Source organism: Streptomyces novaecaesareae, assembly GCF_000716875.1.
GTDB classification, from domain to species: domain Bacteria; phylum Actinomycetota; class Actinomycetes; order Streptomycetales; family Streptomycetaceae; genus Kitasatospora; species Kitasatospora novaecaesareae.
In genome coordinates this window covers 1-17516 of record NZ_JNWQ01000115.1, presented here as the reverse complement: position 1 = coordinate 17516, position 17516 = coordinate 1, and the positions used below count along the sequence as shown (strand labels likewise).

Genomic DNA, 17516 nt, shown 5'->3' with positions numbered 1-17516 from the left:
CGCGTACGCCTTGGTGGTCACCTCGCCGGCCACGTGCACCTGGCCGGTGGTGATGAGCGTCTCCACGGCGACCCGGGAAGTCGGGTCCTCACGCAGGAGGGCGTCCAGGATGGTGTCGCTGATCTGGTCAGCGATCTTGTCGGGGTGGCCCTCGGTCACGGACTCCGAGGTGAACAGGCGGCGGGACATGCTTCTCCTGGGGTATCGGCGACCGGACGGCGCTGACAGGCGGAGCGGAGTGGAGCGGGGCCGAGCGGCGTCCATGACGACGGCCCCGGCGACGGGTCGTGGAGCGAGGTGGTGTCCGCCGCTCGGGACCGCGTGTCGGCACGCCCGGCGCGGGGCCCGACTCCGGCTGAATTCAACGGCTGGCAGGCCGGACCAAGTCGTTCGCGGGCAGCCATCGCCCGGGTCTCGAACAGAACACATCAACCCCCCGGCTACTCCCGCAAAGAGCTCCGACCGGAGCAACTCCAAGGCCGGGAGGCGTCGTTATCGCGATCCACCGTAGATCTTGCGATTGACGCGGTCAAGACATGATCCATGAGGATCGAGCCACAACTGACCGACTTCCGGCTGGTGACGTACGTCACATAGACGGGTCGATTGGTCCGACCTATCGTCGAGCCGCAGCGATGTCACGAACTGAGTCGATTTTTTTCTCGGAATCACCAAGCAAATCCGACGATAAATCTCATCAGTATTTGGGGGCAGAAATGGACAAACTCCTTCCATTAGGTGACGGCTGGCGGGGGGAATTCCTCGCGAAGGACGAGGGGCTCTGGCGGATCCCGATGCCGCCCGAAGCGACCGCCGAACTCGTCGCCGCAGCCCGCGCCGAAATAGCCGCGAACCGCGGGCCCGACCTCGGCGCACCACGCCCGACCGGCCTGCCGCACAGCACCGCATTCGCCGCCGAACTCCGCGCCCGGCTGGACGGCCCCGGGGCCGTCGTGGTCACCGGCTTCCCGGTGGCCGGCGAGGACCCGCGCGAGGCCGAGATGGCGTACTGGCTGCTCGGGCTGCTGCTCGGCCGGCCGGTCTCGCAGAGCCGCAAGGGCGACCTGCTGGGCCGGGTCGAGGACCGGGGCGCCGACATCGCCAGCCCCGTCCAGCGCGGCTACGAGAGCTCGGCCGAACTTCCCTTCCACGTCGACCGCACCGACGTGATCGGACTGCTGTGCATCCGCCCGGCCCACTCGGGCGGCCTGAGCAGGCTGGCCTCGTCCAAGACGGTGCACGACCTGCTGTTCGAGGAGCACCCGGAGCTGCTCGCCGAGCTGTACGAGCCCTTCCCGAACGACCGGCGCGGCGAGGAACAACCCGGCGAACAGCCGTGGTCGGGGATCCCGGTGTTCAGCCGGACGGACGGCCACTTCGCGATGCGCTACGTGCGCCGCTTCATCACCGGTTCGCAGCGGCACGACAGCGCGCCCCGGCTCACCGAGGCGCAGTTGGCAGCGATGGACGCCATCGACGAGATCCTCGGGCGCCCGGGTGTCGCACTCGACATGGAGCTGCGCGAGGGCGACCTGCAGCTGATCAACAACTTCTCCATCCTGCACGCCCGCACCGCCTTCACCGGCGACGGCGGCGGACGCAACCGCCTGCTGCTGCGGCTCTGGCTCGCCTTCTCCGGCAGCCCCGCGCTGCCCGAGGGGTACGCGTCGCTGTACGGCGCGACCGCGGCCGGCTCCTACCGCGGTGGTGTCTGGCCGACCGGCACGGTTCCGGCCGACCTCGGCCGACCGACCTCGCAGCTCGGATGAGGCCGGGCGCCGCACAGCGCCCCCAGGATCCACCGCCACCGCCCGCCGCGCCGCCCGAGCTCGCGGCGATCCGATCCGTCGAACTGCTCGACTTCGACCGTGTGCCCGGCACCGCCGCCGGGCGCGGAGCCCCCGGCTCCATGCTGCTGCTGCACGGCTTCGGGGACGACAAGACCGCCCTGCGGTCCATCGGCGACGCGCTCTGTCCCGACGGCGCGGTCGCGGTGTATCCGGCGCTCCGCGCCCACGGCGACAGCCCTGCTCCGGCCTGGGGCTATTCGCCACTGGAGTTCGCCGCCGATGTGCAACGGATCGCCGATTCCCTGCCCCGCCCGGTGCATGTGGTCGGGCACTCTTACGGAGCTTTGGTCGCGGCTTTAATCGGTGTTTGCCTGGGGCCTGAAAGAATTGCCAGCGTCGCCCTTCTCGACCAGGCCTTCGAACCGCTCATGGAGCGCTACAAGGCCGACGAATGGGCAGAGGCGAGTTTCCTCAAATGGCATTATGATTACAGCCATCTGATCGACGCCCTCGGATTTCTCGGAATACCGGTCCTCTCGGTGATCGCCCGTGAAAGCACGGTCGTCCCGGAGGGCGAGCGCACCAGGATGCTCTCGCGCCGGACAGCCGGATTCTCCTGTGTCCTGACCGAGGGCGGCCACACGTCATTCCTGCGGGACTCCGCAGTCGAACTCCTGGCGGACTTCTACCGGTCCGCATTCGGGAAACCCAAGCTGGAGACCCGTACGTGACAGTGCATCAGCCTTCCGCTCCCGTCGACTCCACCCTCGACGCCCTGCTCCGGATCCACCGTGAGGTGCTGGAGTCCCAGGACGTCGCCCCCACCGACAACTTCTTCGACCTCGGTGGCAACAGCCTGCTGGCCTTCCGGGTGATCAAGCGGACCGCCGAGCAGCTCGGGGTCCGTGTGTCGGCCAGATCGGTGTTCACCGCCGGCTCCGTCCGCGAACTCGCGGACCGCGTCGACGAGGCACGCGAAGCCGACGCGGCGTCAGAAATCCTGTCCGGCAGCCAGGCCAGCCACCACGGCCGGGCCTCGATGGCCCAGGAATGGGCCCTGCTGTCCAGCCTGAACGACCCGGAGGCGCCGGCCCTGCAGTTCCACGTGGCCTACCGGCTGCGCGGCCCGCTCGACCTGACGGCGCTGCACGGCGCGCTCCGGGCGCTGATCGCCCAACACCCGTCCCTGCGCACGGCGTTCCGGGTGCAGGACGGCACCGTGCGCCAGCACGTGCGGCCCGACGCCCCCGTCGAGCTGTTCGTGGAGGACGTCCGCCGCCTGCCCGAGGAGGAGCGCGCGGCGGAGGCCCTGCGGATCCTGGACCTGGAGGTCCGCCGGCCGTTCGACCGGTCGGCCGGGCCGCTGGTCCGGGCGCACGTGGTACGTTGCGCCCCCGACGAGGTCTACCTGGCCCTGGCCTTCGACCACATGGGCGCGGACGGCTGGTCCCTGGACGTCCTCACCGCCGACCTCGGCGCGGCGTACGTCGCCCGGCTCGGCGGGGACGAGCCCGAACTCACCGCGTCCGGCAGCTACGCGGACTGGTCCGCAGGGCAGTGGGACCGCTTCGAGCACGGCCGCATCGACCAGGTCGCCGACTACTGGAAGTCCCGACTGGGCAGCGACCCTTCGTCGATCGCCACCCGCCTGCCCGGCTACCGTGCCAACGAGGGACTGTCCGACCCGGCCGCCCTCCACCTGGAGGTGCCGGGCGCGGTCGCCGAGGCACTGGACGCCGTCTGCCGCACGCTCAGGGCGACGCCGTACTGCGTCACGATCGCCGCGCTGAACGCCCTCGTCGCCCACCAGACCGGCCAGTCCAGGGTCACCCTGCTCACCAGCTCCGCCAACCGGCTGGAGCCGGAGTTCCAGGACACCGTCGGCTGGTTCGCCAACGGCGTCTTCCCGACCACCGACGTCGACCTCGACCTTCCCTTCGAGCGGTTCGTCGGCCTCGTCACGGAGACGGCGCTCGCGGCCACCCTGCACGGCGACCTGCCGGCCTGGTACGTCCGCCGCGCGATGTGGCCCCAGGTGCCCAGCGGCTTCCGCAAGGACCCCGGCGTCTACTTCATGTTCAACGAGCTGTGGGGCAGGTCGCTGCGGCTCGGTGACCTGGAGGTCGAGCCGGTGGCCCTGCCGGAGACGGCCGACTCCCCGGGCCTGCACATGTGGCTGCTCCGGGACGGCGCCACGCTGCACTTCACCGCCCTGCACTACCGGTCCGAGTACTCGGACGAGACCGTCCGCGAGTTCGCCGGAGCCTTCACCGCCGCCATCGCGGCACTCGCACGCCGACCGGACCTGCCCATGCGCGAGGTCCTCCGGTCCATCAGCTCCTGACCCTTCCACACGACAGGAACCCGACCCGATATGCCCGCGATCGACATCGACTCCTACCACCGGGACGGGTACCACCTGCTCCCCGGCATGCTCGGCACCGACGACCACCGCCAGGCCGTCGACTTCTTCGACACCCTCGACGCCGCGGACGACGTGGCGCCCGGGTACGAGGCGGAGTACGACGAGGCGGACGGGGTGCGCCGACTGCGCAAGCTCCGCCGTCTGATCTGGAACGACCCGAAGATCTGGGGCCCGATCCTCAACCGCACGGGTGCCACCGACCTCGCCCGGCAGGTCGTCGGCGACCAGGCCGCCGTCGTCTTCCACGCCGCCTTCCTCAAGCCCGCCCTGGTCGGCACCGAGGTGGCGCTGCACCAGGACCAGGCGCTGTGGACGTACACCTACCCCAAGGCGTTCAGCGTCTGGTACGCGCTGACCTCGGTCTCGCCCGCCAACGGAGGCCTGTTCGGCTGTCCCGAGTCGCACGCCGGCGGGCACATCCCGCACCGCGACCGGCCGCACTACCGCTGGCACGCCAGCCTCGACGTCGCCGAGGACGGCCTGCGCGAGCCGGTCCAGTTCGACCTGACCCCCGGTGACGCCGTGATGTGGGACCGCTACTTCGCCCACGGCAGCGCCGCCAACACCTCCCCGGACGACCGCCGCGGCATGGTGGTCGTCTTCGCGGACGCCTCGGACCCGGAGTTCCGGGCCAAGGACAGCTTCCTGCTTGCCGACCTCGCCGCTCTCGGCACTGCCTGACCCGGGCTCACCGACGATCTGCAGGAGACCTTGTGACGTACATCATCGACAGCACCCTGCGTGAGGGCATGCAGTCGGCGCACGGCCGCTTCACCCTGGACCAGAGCGTCGAGATCGCCTCGCTGCTGGTGCGCTCCGGTGTCGACGCCATCGAGTGCGGCCACCCGGCGATCGGCCCCGACGAACTGCTGCGGGTCTCCGCGGTGGTGGAGGCGGCCGGCGACGTTCCCGTGCTGGCGCACGCCCGCGCCGAGGTGACCGACATCGAGGCCGTCGCCAAGACCGGCGCCGCCTGGGTGGGCATCTTCCTCGGCGTGAACGACGTGACGCGGCGTTCCCGACTGCCCGGACGCACCCTGAAGGACCTCTTCGACCGGGTGGAGCAGTCCGTCTCCCACGCCCGCAAGCTCGGCCTGCGGGTCCGGTTCACGGTCGAGGACAGCAGCCGCACCGACTCGGGCGAACTCGTCGAGGCCTACCTCATCGCCGCCGAGGCCGGGGCCGAGCGGATCTGCTTCGCCGACACCCTGGGCCTCCTGGAGCCGCACCAGATCAGGGAGCGGATCGGCAACCTGAAGCAGCTCTGTCCCGGCACCGACGTGGAGGTGCACCTGCACGACGACCGGGGCCTGGCGCTCGCCAACGCGCTGGCCGCGGTCGACGCCGGCGCCTCCTGGATCTCCACCTCGGTCAACGGCCTGGGTGAGCGGGCCGGGATCACCGACTACGCCGCCCTCGCCGTCAACCTGCAGTACCGCGGCACCCGGCAGCTGGCCGACGCGACCATGCTGACCGAACTCAGCCGCCGGGTCGGCGCCTACTCGCGCTCGATGCCCGACCACCGCCGGCCCGTGGTCGGCCGCGACATCTTCCACCACGTCGCCAAGCTCCACGTCGCCGCCGTCGAGCGCGAGCCGGGATCGTACGAGTGGATGGAGCCGTCCGTGCTCGGGCGCTCCAGCACCACCCGGCCGACCGGTGTGTCGAGCGACCCCGCCGACTGGATCGTCGATCCGAAGATCATCTCGGCCACCGAGCTCCGCTACCACCGCAAGGGCCCCGGCGACCGCTTCGTCCTCGTCGACAACCGCTTCGTGCCGGGCGCCGAGCAGTACTGCATCGCCCGTCGCATCCCGCACCTCGACGACTACGGCCGCGGCCACGTCGACACCCATGTCCACCACTGCGACAGCCTGTTCATCTTCCTCGGCGAAGAGGAGGGCTACCAGGGCCTGTCCGTCGAAGTGACCCTCGGCGACCGGGTGTTCGCGGTGGAGAGCCCCGCGTCCGTCTTCATCCCCTCCGGTGTGTCCCACGGCTACCGCGTCGTCGGTGGCGCCGGGACCTACCTCAACCACGTCCTCGCCGGCGAGTACAACTCCAGCCTGCTCGACCCCCTCGGGAGCAACGCATGACCAGCCAGACCGTCAACGAGAAGTCGTCCGCCTGGGACCTGATCGGTTCCCTCTTCTGGGAGTCCGGCCGGACCACCGCCAAGCCGAGCGACGAGGAGATCTCCCTCTTCACGACCGGCATCCCGCGCGGGGCGCGCTGTACCGTCGTCGGCGCCTCCACCAAGGACCTGGTCGAGGCCCTGATCGCGCACGGCGCCGTGGTCACCGTGCTCGACTTCTCCGAGCGCATGGTCACCGACCTGCGGGCGGCCCTGCCGGCCGGCTCCTGCGAGGTGCTCCAGCACGACATCACCCAGCCGGCCCCGGAGCACCTGCGCGGCACCCAGGACTTCGTCCTGAACGACCGCCTGGTGAACCGGTTCGCCGAGATCGAGGCCCGCAAGGGCATCGAGGGCATGCTCGACCTGCTCGCCGACGGCGGCCAGATCCGCGCCTCGATCAAGCTCGGGCTCTACCCGATGGACGAGCGCATGATCGCCACCGGCCGGGAGCGCGGCGAGCTGGAGCGGTTCTACGACGCCGACACGAAGGTCATCGACTTCTCCCTGGCCGGGGACGTGCTGACCGACTCCCTGCTGCCGCACGGCGAGATCGACTCCGAGCTGCTGCTGCAGTGGTACCGCGGCCGCGGCAAGGAGCAGCGCTTCGACCACGAGGACATCGTCGCGCTGGTGGAGAGCGCGGCGGTCGGCGCGCGTGCGCTGCGCCTGGTGTCCTCGACCGACTTCGGCCAGGCTCCGGCGACCCGGATGTACACCGCCGAGGCCGGCCCCGCGCGACAGGGCGCCTGACCGGTGTGCGGAGTCGTTGGTGTGTGCCTGGCCCCCGCAGCGTCGGGGGCCGGGCGCCCGCCCGCCGACCGCCTGGCCGCCCTGGCCATCGAGAAGCTGCTGCACCGCGGCCCGGACGGCTACGGGGTCGTCGGTGACGCCGGCTCGGCGGTCGCCATGTGCCGCCTGCGCGTGCGCAGCCGCCCGTCCGCGGCCGTGCCGTTCGCCGCGCCCGCCGACGAGACCGCCTTCGCCTTCAACGGCGAGGTGTACGCGGTCGGTTCGGGGGCGTGGACCGGCGAGGGCCGGGTGGACGTCCCGGTGGGCGGTCTCGACGAGGCCGAGGCGGTGGACGGGCACGGGCCCGCCGACCTGGACGGGATGTACGCGCTGCTCCGCCGCACGGCGGACGGCGCCGTCGAGGTCACCCGGGACCCGCTCGGCATCAAGCCGCTCTACCTGCGCCGGCACCCGGACGGGGTCGCCGTGGCCTCGGAGCTTCCGGCGCTGCTGGAGCTGTTCGGACCGTCCCGCGTCCGGCCCGAGGCCGTCACCCAGTTCCTGCTGTTCGGCCGGGTGGTCGACGGCGGCACCTTCTTCGAGGGCATCGAACCGGTCGCGCCCGGCGCGCGGCTGCTGCTCAAGGAGGGCCGGGTGCAGCAGCTCGCGGGCGGCTCCGCCGGGCTGCTGCCGGCCCGGACGGACGGGCCGGCCGGGCCTGAGCGGATCCGCGCCGCCGTCACCCGCGCGGTGGACCGCGTCCTGGTCTCCGACCGGCCGCTCGGCCTGGCGCTGAGCGGCGGTCTGGACTCGACCGTGATCGCCACCGAGCTGGCCCGCCGCGGCGTGCGCGAGCTGTCCACGGTGAGCGTGCGGCCGCGGGGCAACGGCGACGGCATCCAGGACCTGGCCGCCCTGCGGCTTCCCGGGCGGTCCTGGGAGAGCTGGCAGCACCGGTCGATCGGCTTCGGCCCGGACGACCTGCTCGACGGCATCCCCGACGCCGTCCGCTCGCTCGGTGAACCGACCGCGCTCACCAGCGTCCCCATGTACGCGGCCCTGGCCCGGCTGGCCAGGGAGAGCGGAATCGTCGTCCTCCTGGTCGGCGAGGGCGCCGACGAGGTGTTCGGCGGGTACCGCAGCTACCTGGGCCTGGACGCGGTGGCCGGCGCCGCCGACTTCTACCTGCCCACGGAGCGTGCCGGACTGCTCCGCGAGCTGGTCGGCGCGGCGGCCTACGACGGCGCCCGGAGCGCCCTGGTCGAGGCGCTGCCGGCCGCCGCCGGCCGCCCGGTCGGCGACGTGGTCCGGGAGTTCGAGTACGAGCACAGCCTCGAACCGCTGCTGCGCCGGGCCGACCACCTCCTGATGGCCCAGGGCGTGGAGGGGCGCACGCCGTTCCTGCACGGCGGGCTGCCCGCGCTCGCCGCGTCCCTGCCGTTCGACGCCCTGGTCCGCGACGGCCAGACCAAGGTGCCGCTGCGACAGGCCTACGCCACGGAACTGCCGCACTTCCTGGACGAGGTGAAGAAGCCGTTCCGGGCCCCTGTCGACGCCTGGCTGACCGGCCCGCGCGTGGCCAGGGTCCGGGCCGACCTCGTGCGGCACCGCGACCGGCTGGTGGCCGCGGGCCTGCGGCCGGACGTCCTCGACGGCCTGCCGAACCGGATCGCCGCGGGGGACGCCACCGCCACCGGGCTCGCGTTCCCGCTGCTCACGCTGGGCGCCTGGCTGGAATGGCTCGCCGGCTGACGTCCGGTCACCGAACAGATCCGACTCCTCCGAAAGTGGGCACCATGTCCGATCCCTCCGCCGGCTCCGCCGCCTCCGTGTCCCGTCCGGGCCCGGGACGTCGGACGATCCACGAGGCGGTCACCCGGCAGGCCTGGCAACGGCCCGACGCCGTCGCGCTGATGGCCAAGGGGCGGCGGTTCGACTACGCCGAGCTGGACACCGCGGCCGACGCCTACGCGGCGGCCCTCCAGGCCCGCGGGGTCGGCCCGGGCCGGCTGGTGCCCGTCCTGCTGCCGCGCTCGCCGGAACTGGTCGCCGTGCTGCTGGCCGTGCTCAAGTGCGGCGCCGGGTACTCGGCGCTGGACCACCGCTGGCCGGCCGAGCGCATCTGCGCCGTGGTGGACGCCCTGGACGCCCCGCTGCTGGTCGCCGACCGCGCCCAGCCCGGGGTGGAGATCCCGCTCTGGACCCCGGAGCCCGGGCTGTCCGCCGCGGCGCAGTCCGGCGCCCGGCCGCAGGCCGTGGCGGTGAGCGCGGAGGACGTCGCCATGGTGTTCTTCACCTCGGGGACGACGGGCGCGCCCAAGGGCGTGCTGTCGCCGCACCGGGCCACCACCCGGCTCTTCGAGGGGCGCACCTTCGCGGACTTCGGCCGGGGCCGGGTGATGGCCCAGGCCGCCCCCGTGCCCTGGGACGCCTTCGCGCTGGAGCTGTGGGGCACGCTCACCACGGGCGGCACCTGCGTGATCGTCGAGGACGACTACCTCTTCGCGGGCGACCTGCGCGAGCTCGTCAAGTCGGCCCGGGTGGACACGCTGTGGCTCACGGCCTCGCTGTTCAACCTCTTCGTCGACGAGGACGTGAACTGCTTCGAAGGGCTCCGGCAGGTCCTCACCGGCGGTGAACGGCTGTCCGTGCCGCACGTGCGCGCCTTCCAGGAGCGGCATCCGCAGATCCGGCTGGTCAACGGCTACGGACCGGTGGAGAGCTGCGTGTTCGTCACCACGCGGGCGGTGCGCCCGGCCGACTGGGCCACCACGGAGGGCATCCCGATCGGCCGGCCGGTGCCCGGCACCTCGGTGGTCCTGCTCGACCAGGGCGGCGCACCGGTCCCGGACGGCGCGCCGGGCGAGATCTGCGTCGCGGGTGAGGGCCTCGCCCTCGGCTACCTGGGCAATCCGGAGGCGACCGCGGAGAAGTTCGTCACCGCGGACGTCGACGGCGGCGCCACGCTGCTCTACCGGACGGGCGATCTCGGCCGGCGGGACGCGGACGGCGTCCTGCACTACCTCGGCCGGGCGGACCGGCAGATCAAGATCTCCGGGTACCGCGTCGAGCCGGCCGAGATCGAACAGGTCGCCCTCGGCCTGGCCGGCCTGCGGGAGTGCGCGGTCGTCCCCGTCCCCGGCCCGAACGGCGGCTGGGACCGCCTGGCCCTGTTCTACCGGGGTGACGCGGCGGCCCCCGAGCCGGCGGAGCTCCAGCGCACGCTCGCCGGCCTGCTCCCGCACTACATGGTGCCGCCGACCGTACGCCGGCTCGACGCCTTCCCGCGGACGGCGAACGGCAAGCTCGACCAGGCGGCACTCCTCGGGTCGCTGGAGCAGTCGCCCGCCGGCTCCCCGAGCGGCACCTGACGACCACTGCGCCACCCCACCGCCCGCCGACCAGCCAGAGGACACGTGAGCCAGCTGCCATGAACCAGCCTCCCGCCAGCCCACTGCCGAGCGCCCTGCCGGGTGCCGGCCCCGAGGTGACCCACTACGGCCTGCCCGAGCTCGCGGCCTCGGCCGGCGTGGACCTCGCCGCCCTGCCGTACACCGCCCGGATCCTGCTGGAGAACGCCGCGCACCTGGCCGCCACCGGGCAGGCCGATCCGGCGCTCGTCCACCAGGTCGCCCGGTGGGGTGCCGACGGCAGCCCCACCGGCGACCTGCCGTTCCGGCCCGCGCGCGTGGTCCTGCAGGACTTCTCCGGCGTCCCGGTGGTGCTCGACCTCGCGGCGCTGCGCACGGCCGCGGCCCGGCGCGGGCTGGCCGTGGACCGGATCAGCCCCGTGATGCCGGCGCACCTCGTGGTGGACCACACCGTCCGGGTGGACGCGGCCGGCACCCCCGACGCGCTGCGGATCAACACCGACCTGGAGTACGCCCGCAACGGCGAGCGCTACTCGATGCTGCGCTGGGCCGAGCAGGCGTTCTCCGACCTGAAGGTCGTGCCACCGGGCAAGGGCATCATCCACCAGATCAACCTGGAGAAGCTCTCCGAGGTCGTCCGGACCACCCCCGGCGCCGACGGCCGGCCGCTGGCCCGGCCCGACACCGTCCTCGGCACCGACTCCCACACCCCGATGGTGGGCGGCGTCGGCGTGTTCGGCTGGGGCGTCGGCGGCATCGAGGCGACCTCCGTCCTGCTCGGCGAGCCGGTCCTGATGGCGCCGCCCCGGGTGATCGGCGTCCGGCTGACCGGCCGGCCCCACCCCGGGACCAGCGCCACCGACCTGGTCCTGACGATCACCCAACTGCTGCGCTCCCACGGCGTGGTGGGCGCCATCGTCGAGTTCGTCGGCGCGGGCGTGGCGAGCCTGTCCGTCCCGGACCGCGCCACGATGGCCAACATGGCGCCCGACTACGGCGCCACCACCGCGTTCTTCCCGGTGGACGAGGAGACCCTGCGCTTCCTGCGGGCCACCGGACGGACCGCGGAGCAGGTCGCGCTCGTGGAGCGGTACTGCCGCGCCCAGCGGCTGTTCCACACCGGCGACGACGCGGCGGCCGTGCGCTACGCCGAGGAGCTGGTGATCGACCTCTCCGCCGCCGAACCCTGCGTGGCCGGGCCGAGCCGGCCCGACCAGCGGCTGCCGCTGGCCGCCGTCCCGACGAGCCTGAGCGCCGTCAAGCGGCCGACGGACGCCGCGCGGAGCGCCGGACCGGGCGAGCGGCGAATGGCAGACGGCTCCGTGCTGATCGCCGCCCTGACCAGCTGCACCAACACCTCCCACCCCGGATCGATGGTCACCGCGGGCCTGATCGCCAGGCGTGCCGTGGAGCTGGGGCTCACGGTGCCCGCGTGGGTCAAGACCAGCCTCGCCCCGGGCAGTCGCACGGTGCCCAAGTACCTCGACCGGGCCGGGCTGCTCGAACCGCTCGAACGGCTGGGCTTCAACGTGGTGGCGTTCGGCTGCACCACCTGCCACGGCATGAGCGGACCGCTCACCGCGCAGGCCGCACGCGCCGTCACCGAGGACGGCATCACGGGTGCCGCCGTCCTCAGCGGCAACCGGAACTTCGAGGGCCGCATCCACCCGCAGGTCCGGGCCGCCTACCTGGCCTCGCCGGGGCTGGTGGTCGCCTACGCGCTGGCCGGCACGGTCGACCGCGACCTGACCCGGGAGCCGGTCGCCGTGGCGCCGGACGGACGCGAGGTGCACCTGCGCGACCTCTGGCCGGATCCGACGGAGGTCGCCGCGGTCGTCCAGGCGGCCTCGGGGCCCGAACTCTTCGAGAGCGCGTACGCGGACCTCTTCCAGGGCGACGAGCGCTGGCAGGCGCTGGAGGCCCCCACCGGCGAGCTCTACCGCTGGCCGGAGAAGTCGAGCTACATCCTCGAACCGCCGTACATCGACCCGCAGCACGGCTTCCCGGCGACCGACGAACTGACCGGCGCCCGGGTGCTCGCCGTGCTCGGCGACAGCGTCTCGACCGACCACATCTCGCCGGTCGGCGGCATCGCACCCGACGCCGAAGCGGGCCGCTACCTGGCCGAACTGGGCGTCCCCGAGGAGGAGTTCAACAGCTACGGTGCCCGCCGGGGCAACCACCACGTGATGCTCCGCGGCACCTTCGGCAACCCCCGGCTGCGCAACGCCATGGCGGACGGCCGCGAGGGCGCCTGGACCAGGCACCACCCCACCGGGGACCTGCTGTCGGTCCACGAGGCGGCCGAGCGGTACCGGACCGCCGCAACCCCCACGGTGGTCGTCGCCGGACGCGAGTACGGCTGCGGCAGCGCCCGCGACTGGGCCGCCAAGGGCACCGCCCTGCTCGGCGTCCGGGCGGTGCTGGCGGAGGGCTTCGAGCGGATCCACCGGAGCAACCTGGTCGGCATGGGCGTGCTCCCGCTGCGCTTCCCGGCCGACGAGAACCGCGAGGCCCTCGGCATCGACGGCTCCGAGGAGTTGGACCTCAGCGGGCTGTCCGCGCTCCGCCCGCACGGCCCGGTCACGGTCCGGCTGCGTCGCCGGGACGGCTCGACGACCGTCTTCGAGGCGACCGCCGCGGTGGAGACGGCCCGCGAGGTGGAGTACCTGCGCGCGGGCGGAGTCCTTCCCTTCATCATGGACCGCCTGGTCCGGGAGTCGGCGCGATGACCGGCGCCGGCCCGGCGGCCGGCTCGCCTCCGGTACCGCACCGCGCCGTCGGGCGCGGCGGTACCGGGGGCTGTTCGGCCTGACGTCGCAGCTCGGCACCGCCGTCACTCCCGCCGTCACCACGTTTATAATCATCGATCATGGCCCAGTCGGCTGGGGGAAGTTGGCCGTTCTGCCGGCCGCCGCCGGCCTCGCCGCACCCGCAGTGGCCCGCTGGGCGGAACGCACCCGACCGGAGGCGGAACCGGCCCTGGAGCCCGAGCCGGCCCTCAACCGCCCCACCGTCACACGTCTCAGGGAGAAATCGCATGACCCGTGACTTCAATCCGGACTTCGGACGCACCGCCGAGGACTACAGCCGCCACCGGGCCGGCTTCCCGACCGAGCTGATCACCCGGTTGAAGCCGTACGGCATCGGGCTGCCGGGCCAGGCGATCCTCGACCTCGGCACCGGCACCGGCAGCCTGGCCCGGCTGTTCGCGCTCGCCGGGGCCGAGGTCACCGGCCTCGACCCCGCCGCGCCGCTGCTCGAACAGGCCCGGCAGCTCGACCGCGCCGCCGGTGTCGAGATCGACTACCACGTCGGTGCCGCCGAGGAGACCGGCCTGCCGGCGGGCAGCTTCGACGTCGTCTCGGCCGGCCAGTGCTGGCACTGGTTCGACGCCCCGCGGGCGACGGCCGAGATCCGGCGGCTGCTGCGCCCCGGCGGACTGGTCACGATCCCGCACTTCGACTGGCTGCCGCTGCCCGGCAACGTGGTCGCCGCGACCGAGGACCTCATCACCTCCTTCAACCCCGCCTGGACCATGGGCGGCGGAACGGGCCTCTACCCGCGCTGGCTGACCGACCTGGCCTCGGCCGGCTTCACCGACATCGAGACCTTCTCCTTCGACCTGGACGTCCCCTACACGCCCGAGGACTGGATCGGACGGATCCGTGCCAGCGCCGGCGTGGGGGCCAGCCTCACGCCCGAGAAGGTCGCGGAGTTCACCGAGCAGCTCACCGCGGTCCTGCGCGAGTCCTTCCCCGGCGAGGTGCTCCGGATCCCGCACCGGACCTGGGCCGTCTGCGCCAGGGCGGACCGCGAGCCGACCGCATGACCGGCCCGCAAACCGCCCGGCCCGGCCCCCGCCGGATCCTGAACAGCCGGCTCGACGGAATCGGCACCTCGATCTTCGCGGAGATGTCGGCCCTGGCCGTCGCCACCGGGGCGATCAACCTCGGCCAGGGCTTCCCCGACACCGACGGCCCGGCCGAGATCGCCGAGGCCGCGGTCCGGGCGATCCGCGACGGGCGGGGCAACCAGTACCCGCCGGCCCGGGGCGTACCGGAGCTGCGGCTGGCGGTCTCCGGCCACCAGCAGCGCTGCTACGGGCTCTCCTACGACCCGGACACCGAAGTCCTGATCACCGCCGGCGCGACCGAGGCCATCGCGGCCACGATGCTCGCCCTGCTCGAACCCGGCGACGAAGTGATCACCTTCGAGCCCTTCTACGACTCCTATGCGGCCTGCATCGCGATGGCCGGAGCCGTCCGGGTCCCCGTCACGCTCCGCGCGCCGTCCTTCCGGCCGGACCTCGCGGCCCTGCGGGCGGCCGTCACCCCGAGGACCCGGCTCCTCCTGCTGAACTCGCCGCACAACCCCACCGGCATGGTGCTGAACCGTCAGGAACTCGCCGCCATCGCCGAACTGGCCGTCGAACACGACCTCCTGGTCGTCACCGACGAGGTCTACGAGCACCTGGCCCTGGACGCCGAGCACCTGCCCCTCGCCTCGTTCCCCGGCATGCGCGAACGGACGGTCTCGATCTCCTCGGCGGGCAAGACCTTCTCCTTCACGGGCTGGAAGATCGGCTGGGTCACCGCACCGCCGGAGCTGGTCACCGCGGTCCTGACGGCCAAGCAGTACCTGACCTTCGCCGGCGGCGGCCCCTTCCAGTACGCGGTGGCCGAAGCACTCGCCCTCCCCGACAGCTACTTCACGGCGTTCCGCGAGGACTTCCGGTACCGACGCGACCTGCTGTGCGACGGCCTCGCCGCCGCCGGGTTCGAGGTGTTCCGGCCCGAGGGCACCTACTTCGTCACCACCGACGCGGCCCGCCTCGGGGCCGTGGACGGGATGGCCTTCTGCCGCGAACTCGCGGCCCGCAGCGGCGTCGTGGGCATTCCGAACCAGGCCTTCCACGACGACCCGGACGCCGGCCGCACCCAGGTGCGGTTCGCGTTCTGCAAGCAACTCCCCGTCCTGGAGGAGGCGGTGGCCCGCCTGAAGGCGTAGCCCCGGCCTGGTGCCCGCTGCTGTTGGGGCCCGGTGCTGTTGCGAACCCGCCGTAGCGGCACCGGGCTCCACCGCCCGGTGGGGTGGCACGTCCCGCTCGTCCAGGAGAACTGCCACGACAAGGGGTTGCCGCATGAGTGTGGATTCCTCCGCCGCCGAGGCCACGGCCGCGGCGTCCGGCGCCGGGACCGACGGCTCGCCGTCCGCTCCCGGTCCGCGCCTGGACTGGCGCATCCGGCTCGGCCTGCTCGCCTGCGTGTGGGGCCTGAGCTTCCTCTTCATCAAGGTCGGCGGCGAGGCGTTCGCACCGCTCCAAGTAGCGCTGGCCCGCGTGGCGTTCGGGGCGGTGACCCTGCTCTGCGTCCTCGTCCTGCGCCGTGAGCGGCTGCCGCGCGCACTCCCGCTCTGGGCCCACCTCGCAGTCGCCGCGTTCCTGCTCAACGCCCTGCCGTTCACGCTGTTCACGTACGCGGAGCAGCGCATCCCGTCGGCCCTGGCCGGGATCTGCAACGCCACCACGCCGCTGTTCACGCTGCTGTCCGCCGCCCTGGTGCTGCCGGGTGAACGCCCCACCCGGCGCAGCGGGTCCGGCATGCTGATCGGGTTCCTGGGCGTGCTGGTCGTCTTCGGCATCTGGCGGGGCGTCGGCGGCCAGAACCTCGCGGGGACGGCGACGGCGCTGTGCGCCGCGCTCAGCATGGGAGCCGGGTGGACGTACATCCGCCGCTTCCTGTCCGACTCGGGGCAGTCCAGCCTGTCCCTGTCCGCCGCCCAACTGCTCGCCGGCGCGGTCGAACTGGCCCTGGCCGCCCCCTTCCTCACCACCCTGCCGAGCAACTTCCCGCTCGGCCCCACCCTCTCCGTCCTGGTGCTGGGCGCACTGGGCACCGGCGTCGCCTTCCAGTTGCAGTACGGGCTGGTGCGGGACGCGGGTGCGACGGTGGCCTCGATGGTCACCTACCTGGTCCCGATCGTCTCGACCGTCACCGGCGTGGTGGTGCTCGGAGAGACGGTCGCCTGGAACGCCCCGGTCGGTGCCGTGGTCATCCTGGCCGGCGCCGCCCTGTCGGCCCGCCCGGCCGCCGGAGGAGCCCGGCGCAAGCCTTGAGCGGGTTCACCGCGCTCGGCGTGCCGGGGCGCAGGTGCGGGTGAGATTCCGGTAACGGGCCGTTCACGCCGCGCGGGCTCTTGGGGAAACACGCGGTTCCTAGTGTGTCCGCTCATGGATGCGAAGCTGTATACGCCCTCAACTGCCGCGCCGGATGCGGGAGCTCTGCCTGCGCCCTCACTGCGTGAGACGGTCTACGCGAAGCTCCGTACGGCCGTGCTCGACGGCGAGTTCGGCGCGCGCGAGAGGCTGGCCGAAGTGCGGCTGGCGGCACGGTTCGGGGTGTCACGGACCCCGGTGCGCGAGGCACTGGCGCGGCTGGCGTCCGACGGGCTGATCGAGCGGGGAGACGGCGGCTTCTTCGTCACGATCCCCAACCTCACGCGACTGAAGGACTTCTACGAGCTTCGGGTCACCCTCGAACTGCGCGGTGTCGCACGGGCGATCGAGGACCCCTCGGTCCGGCACGAGCCGGCGGTCATCGCAGCCGAGCTGGACCGCTGGTACGCGATGCGGGAGAACCCTCCGGCGCCCGACCCGCGGTTCGTCGTGCAGGACGAGCGTTTCCACGCCGAGCTCTCCCGCGCCTCCGGCAACCCCGCGCTCACCGAGGCCCTGGTGGCGGTCAGCGAGCGCATCCGCCAGGTGCGGATGTACGACTTCCTCACCCAGGACCGGGTCGAGACGACCATCGCCGAGCACATCGAGATCATGGAACTCGTCCGCGACGGACGTCTCGACGAGGGCTACCGGGCCCTGCACGCCCATGTCGGCGACTCGATGGCCGTGGTGCTGGAACGTGCCCAGCGCGCCATGACCCAGATGGCCATGCACGCCGACCGCCTCTGAATCCCCACCGCATCCCCACTGCTCATCGCCCCCGCACCCCCTGTCTCTTATACACATTTGACGCTGCCGACGAGCGATCTAGTGTAGATCTCGGTGG

14 protein-coding genes are annotated in these 17516 nt (G+C 72.7%); 13 read left to right on the top strand and 1 reads right to left on the bottom strand.

The genetic code is table 11. The features are described 5' to 3' along the window. The coding region (locus OP86_RS29920) for an S-adenosylmethionine synthetase N-terminal domain-containing protein (RefSeq protein WP_030258952.1) at positions 1 to 189 on the bottom strand (189 nt) is incomplete at its 3' end. A gap of 527 nt (positions 190 to 716) precedes the next feature. Between OP86_RS29920 and OP86_RS29915 the strand changes: the two genes are divergently transcribed. The 13 genes from OP86_RS29915 to OP86_RS29855 all read left to right on the top strand — a co-directional run bounded on the left by OP86_RS29915 (position 717) and on the right by OP86_RS29855 (position 17419). Continuing rightward, entirely contained in the window at positions 717 to 1769 is a 1053-nt protein-coding gene (locus OP86_RS29915; protein WP_157849878.1) for a TauD/TfdA family dioxygenase, read from the top strand. A 140-nt stretch (positions 1770 to 1909) separates the two neighbouring features. Then, positions 1910 to 2521 (top strand): alpha/beta fold hydrolase, encoded by a 612-nt coding sequence (locus OP86_RS29910; RefSeq protein ID WP_030062270.1) that lies wholly within the window; start codon positions 1910 to 1912, stop codon positions 2519 to 2521. After that, entirely contained in the window at positions 2518 to 4134 is a 1617-nt protein-coding gene (locus OP86_RS29905; RefSeq protein WP_078588632.1) for a condensation domain-containing protein, read from the top strand. Before OP86_RS29910 ends, OP86_RS29905 begins: the two co-directional genes overlap by 4 nt. 30 nt (positions 4135 to 4164) lie before the next feature. Beyond that, positions 4165 to 4896: a phytanoyl-CoA dioxygenase family protein gene (locus OP86_RS29900; protein WP_030062268.1), complete on the top strand. Its 732-nt coding sequence runs from the start codon at positions 4165 to 4167 to the stop codon at positions 4894 to 4896. 32 nt (positions 4897 to 4928) lie between these two features. Continuing rightward, positions 4929 to 6311, top strand: a complete 1383-nt coding sequence (locus OP86_RS29895; RefSeq protein WP_030062267.1) for a hypothetical protein — start codon at positions 4929 to 4931, stop codon at positions 6309 to 6311. After that, on the top strand, positions 6308 to 7102 hold the full coding sequence (locus OP86_RS29890) for a class I SAM-dependent methyltransferase (protein ID WP_030062266.1): 795 nt from the start codon (positions 6308 to 6310) through the stop codon (positions 7100 to 7102). The genes OP86_RS29895 and OP86_RS29890 overlap by 4 nt, the downstream gene beginning before the upstream one ends. 21 nt (positions 7103 to 7123) lie before the next feature. Then, positions 7124 to 8833 carry an asparagine synthetase B family protein gene (locus tag OP86_RS29885; RefSeq protein WP_051830976.1) on the top strand — a complete coding sequence of 570 codons (1710 nt, stop codon included), beginning with the start codon at positions 7124 to 7126 and terminating at the stop codon, positions 8831 to 8833. A gap of 44 nt (positions 8834 to 8877) precedes the next feature. Beyond that, positions 8878 to 10452, top strand: coding sequence for an amino acid adenylation domain-containing protein (locus OP86_RS29880; protein ID WP_157849877.1), 1575 nt, complete (start codon positions 8878 to 8880; stop codon positions 10450 to 10452). A 59-nt stretch (positions 10453 to 10511) separates the two neighbouring features. Beyond that, complete coding sequence (gene acnA / locus OP86_RS29875) at positions 10512 to 13184, top strand: aconitate hydratase AcnA (RefSeq protein WP_051830972.1); 2673 nt, start codon at positions 10512 to 10514, stop codon at positions 13182 to 13184. Positions 13185 to 13492: 308 nt separating this feature from the next. Further along, a complete protein-coding gene (locus OP86_RS29870) occupies positions 13493 to 14284 on the top strand; it encodes a class I SAM-dependent methyltransferase (protein WP_030062262.1) in 792 nt (263 codons plus the stop codon). Next, positions 14281 to 15462, top strand: a complete 1182-nt coding sequence (locus tag OP86_RS29865) for a pyridoxal phosphate-dependent aminotransferase (RefSeq protein ID WP_030062261.1) — start codon at positions 14281 to 14283, stop codon at positions 15460 to 15462. The genes OP86_RS29870 and OP86_RS29865 overlap by 4 nt, the downstream gene beginning before the upstream one ends. Before the next feature lie 133 nt (positions 15463 to 15595). Next, positions 15596 to 16570, top strand: coding sequence for a DMT family transporter (locus OP86_RS29860; protein ID WP_030257024.1), 975 nt, complete (start codon positions 15596 to 15598; stop codon positions 16568 to 16570). 114 nt (positions 16571 to 16684) lie between these two features. After that, positions 16685 to 17419 (top strand): GntR family transcriptional regulator, encoded by a 735-nt coding sequence (locus OP86_RS29855; RefSeq protein ID WP_030062259.1) that lies wholly within the window; start codon positions 16685 to 16687, stop codon positions 17417 to 17419. Positions 17420 to 17516: the final 97 nt, after the last annotated feature.

Bases quoted from the DNA above. Each gene is read 5' to 3' on its own strand.
- OP86_RS29915 (WP_157849878.1), top strand. From the start codon at position 717: ATGGACAAACTCCTTCCATTAGGTGACGGCTGGCGGGGGGAATTCCTC.
- OP86_RS29910 (WP_030062270.1), top strand. From the start codon at position 1,910: ATGCTGCTGCTGCACGGCTTCGGGGACGACAAGACCGCCCTGCGGTCC.
- OP86_RS29900 (WP_030062268.1), top strand. From the start codon at position 4,165: ATGCCCGCGATCGACATCGACTCCTACCACCGGGACGGGTACCACCTG.
- OP86_RS29890 (WP_030062266.1), top strand. From the start codon at position 6,308: ATGACCAGCCAGACCGTCAACGAGAAGTCGTCCGCCTGGGACCTGATC.
- OP86_RS29880 (WP_157849877.1), top strand. From the start codon at position 8,878: ATGTCCGATCCCTCCGCCGGCTCCGCCGCCTCCGTGTCCCGTCCGGGC.
- acnA (WP_051830972.1), top strand. From the start codon at position 10,512: ATGAACCAGCCTCCCGCCAGCCCACTGCCGAGCGCCCTGCCGGGTGCC.
- OP86_RS29870 (WP_030062262.1), top strand. From the start codon at position 13,493: ATGACCCGTGACTTCAATCCGGACTTCGGACGCACCGCCGAGGACTAC.
- OP86_RS29865 (WP_030062261.1), top strand. From the start codon at position 14,281: ATGACCGGCCCGCAAACCGCCCGGCCCGGCCCCCGCCGGATCCTGAAC.
- OP86_RS29860 (WP_030257024.1), top strand. From the start codon at position 15,596: ATGAGTGTGGATTCCTCCGCCGCCGAGGCCACGGCCGCGGCGTCCGGC.
- OP86_RS29855 (WP_030062259.1), top strand. From the start codon at position 16,685: ATGGATGCGAAGCTGTATACGCCCTCAACTGCCGCGCCGGATGCGGGA.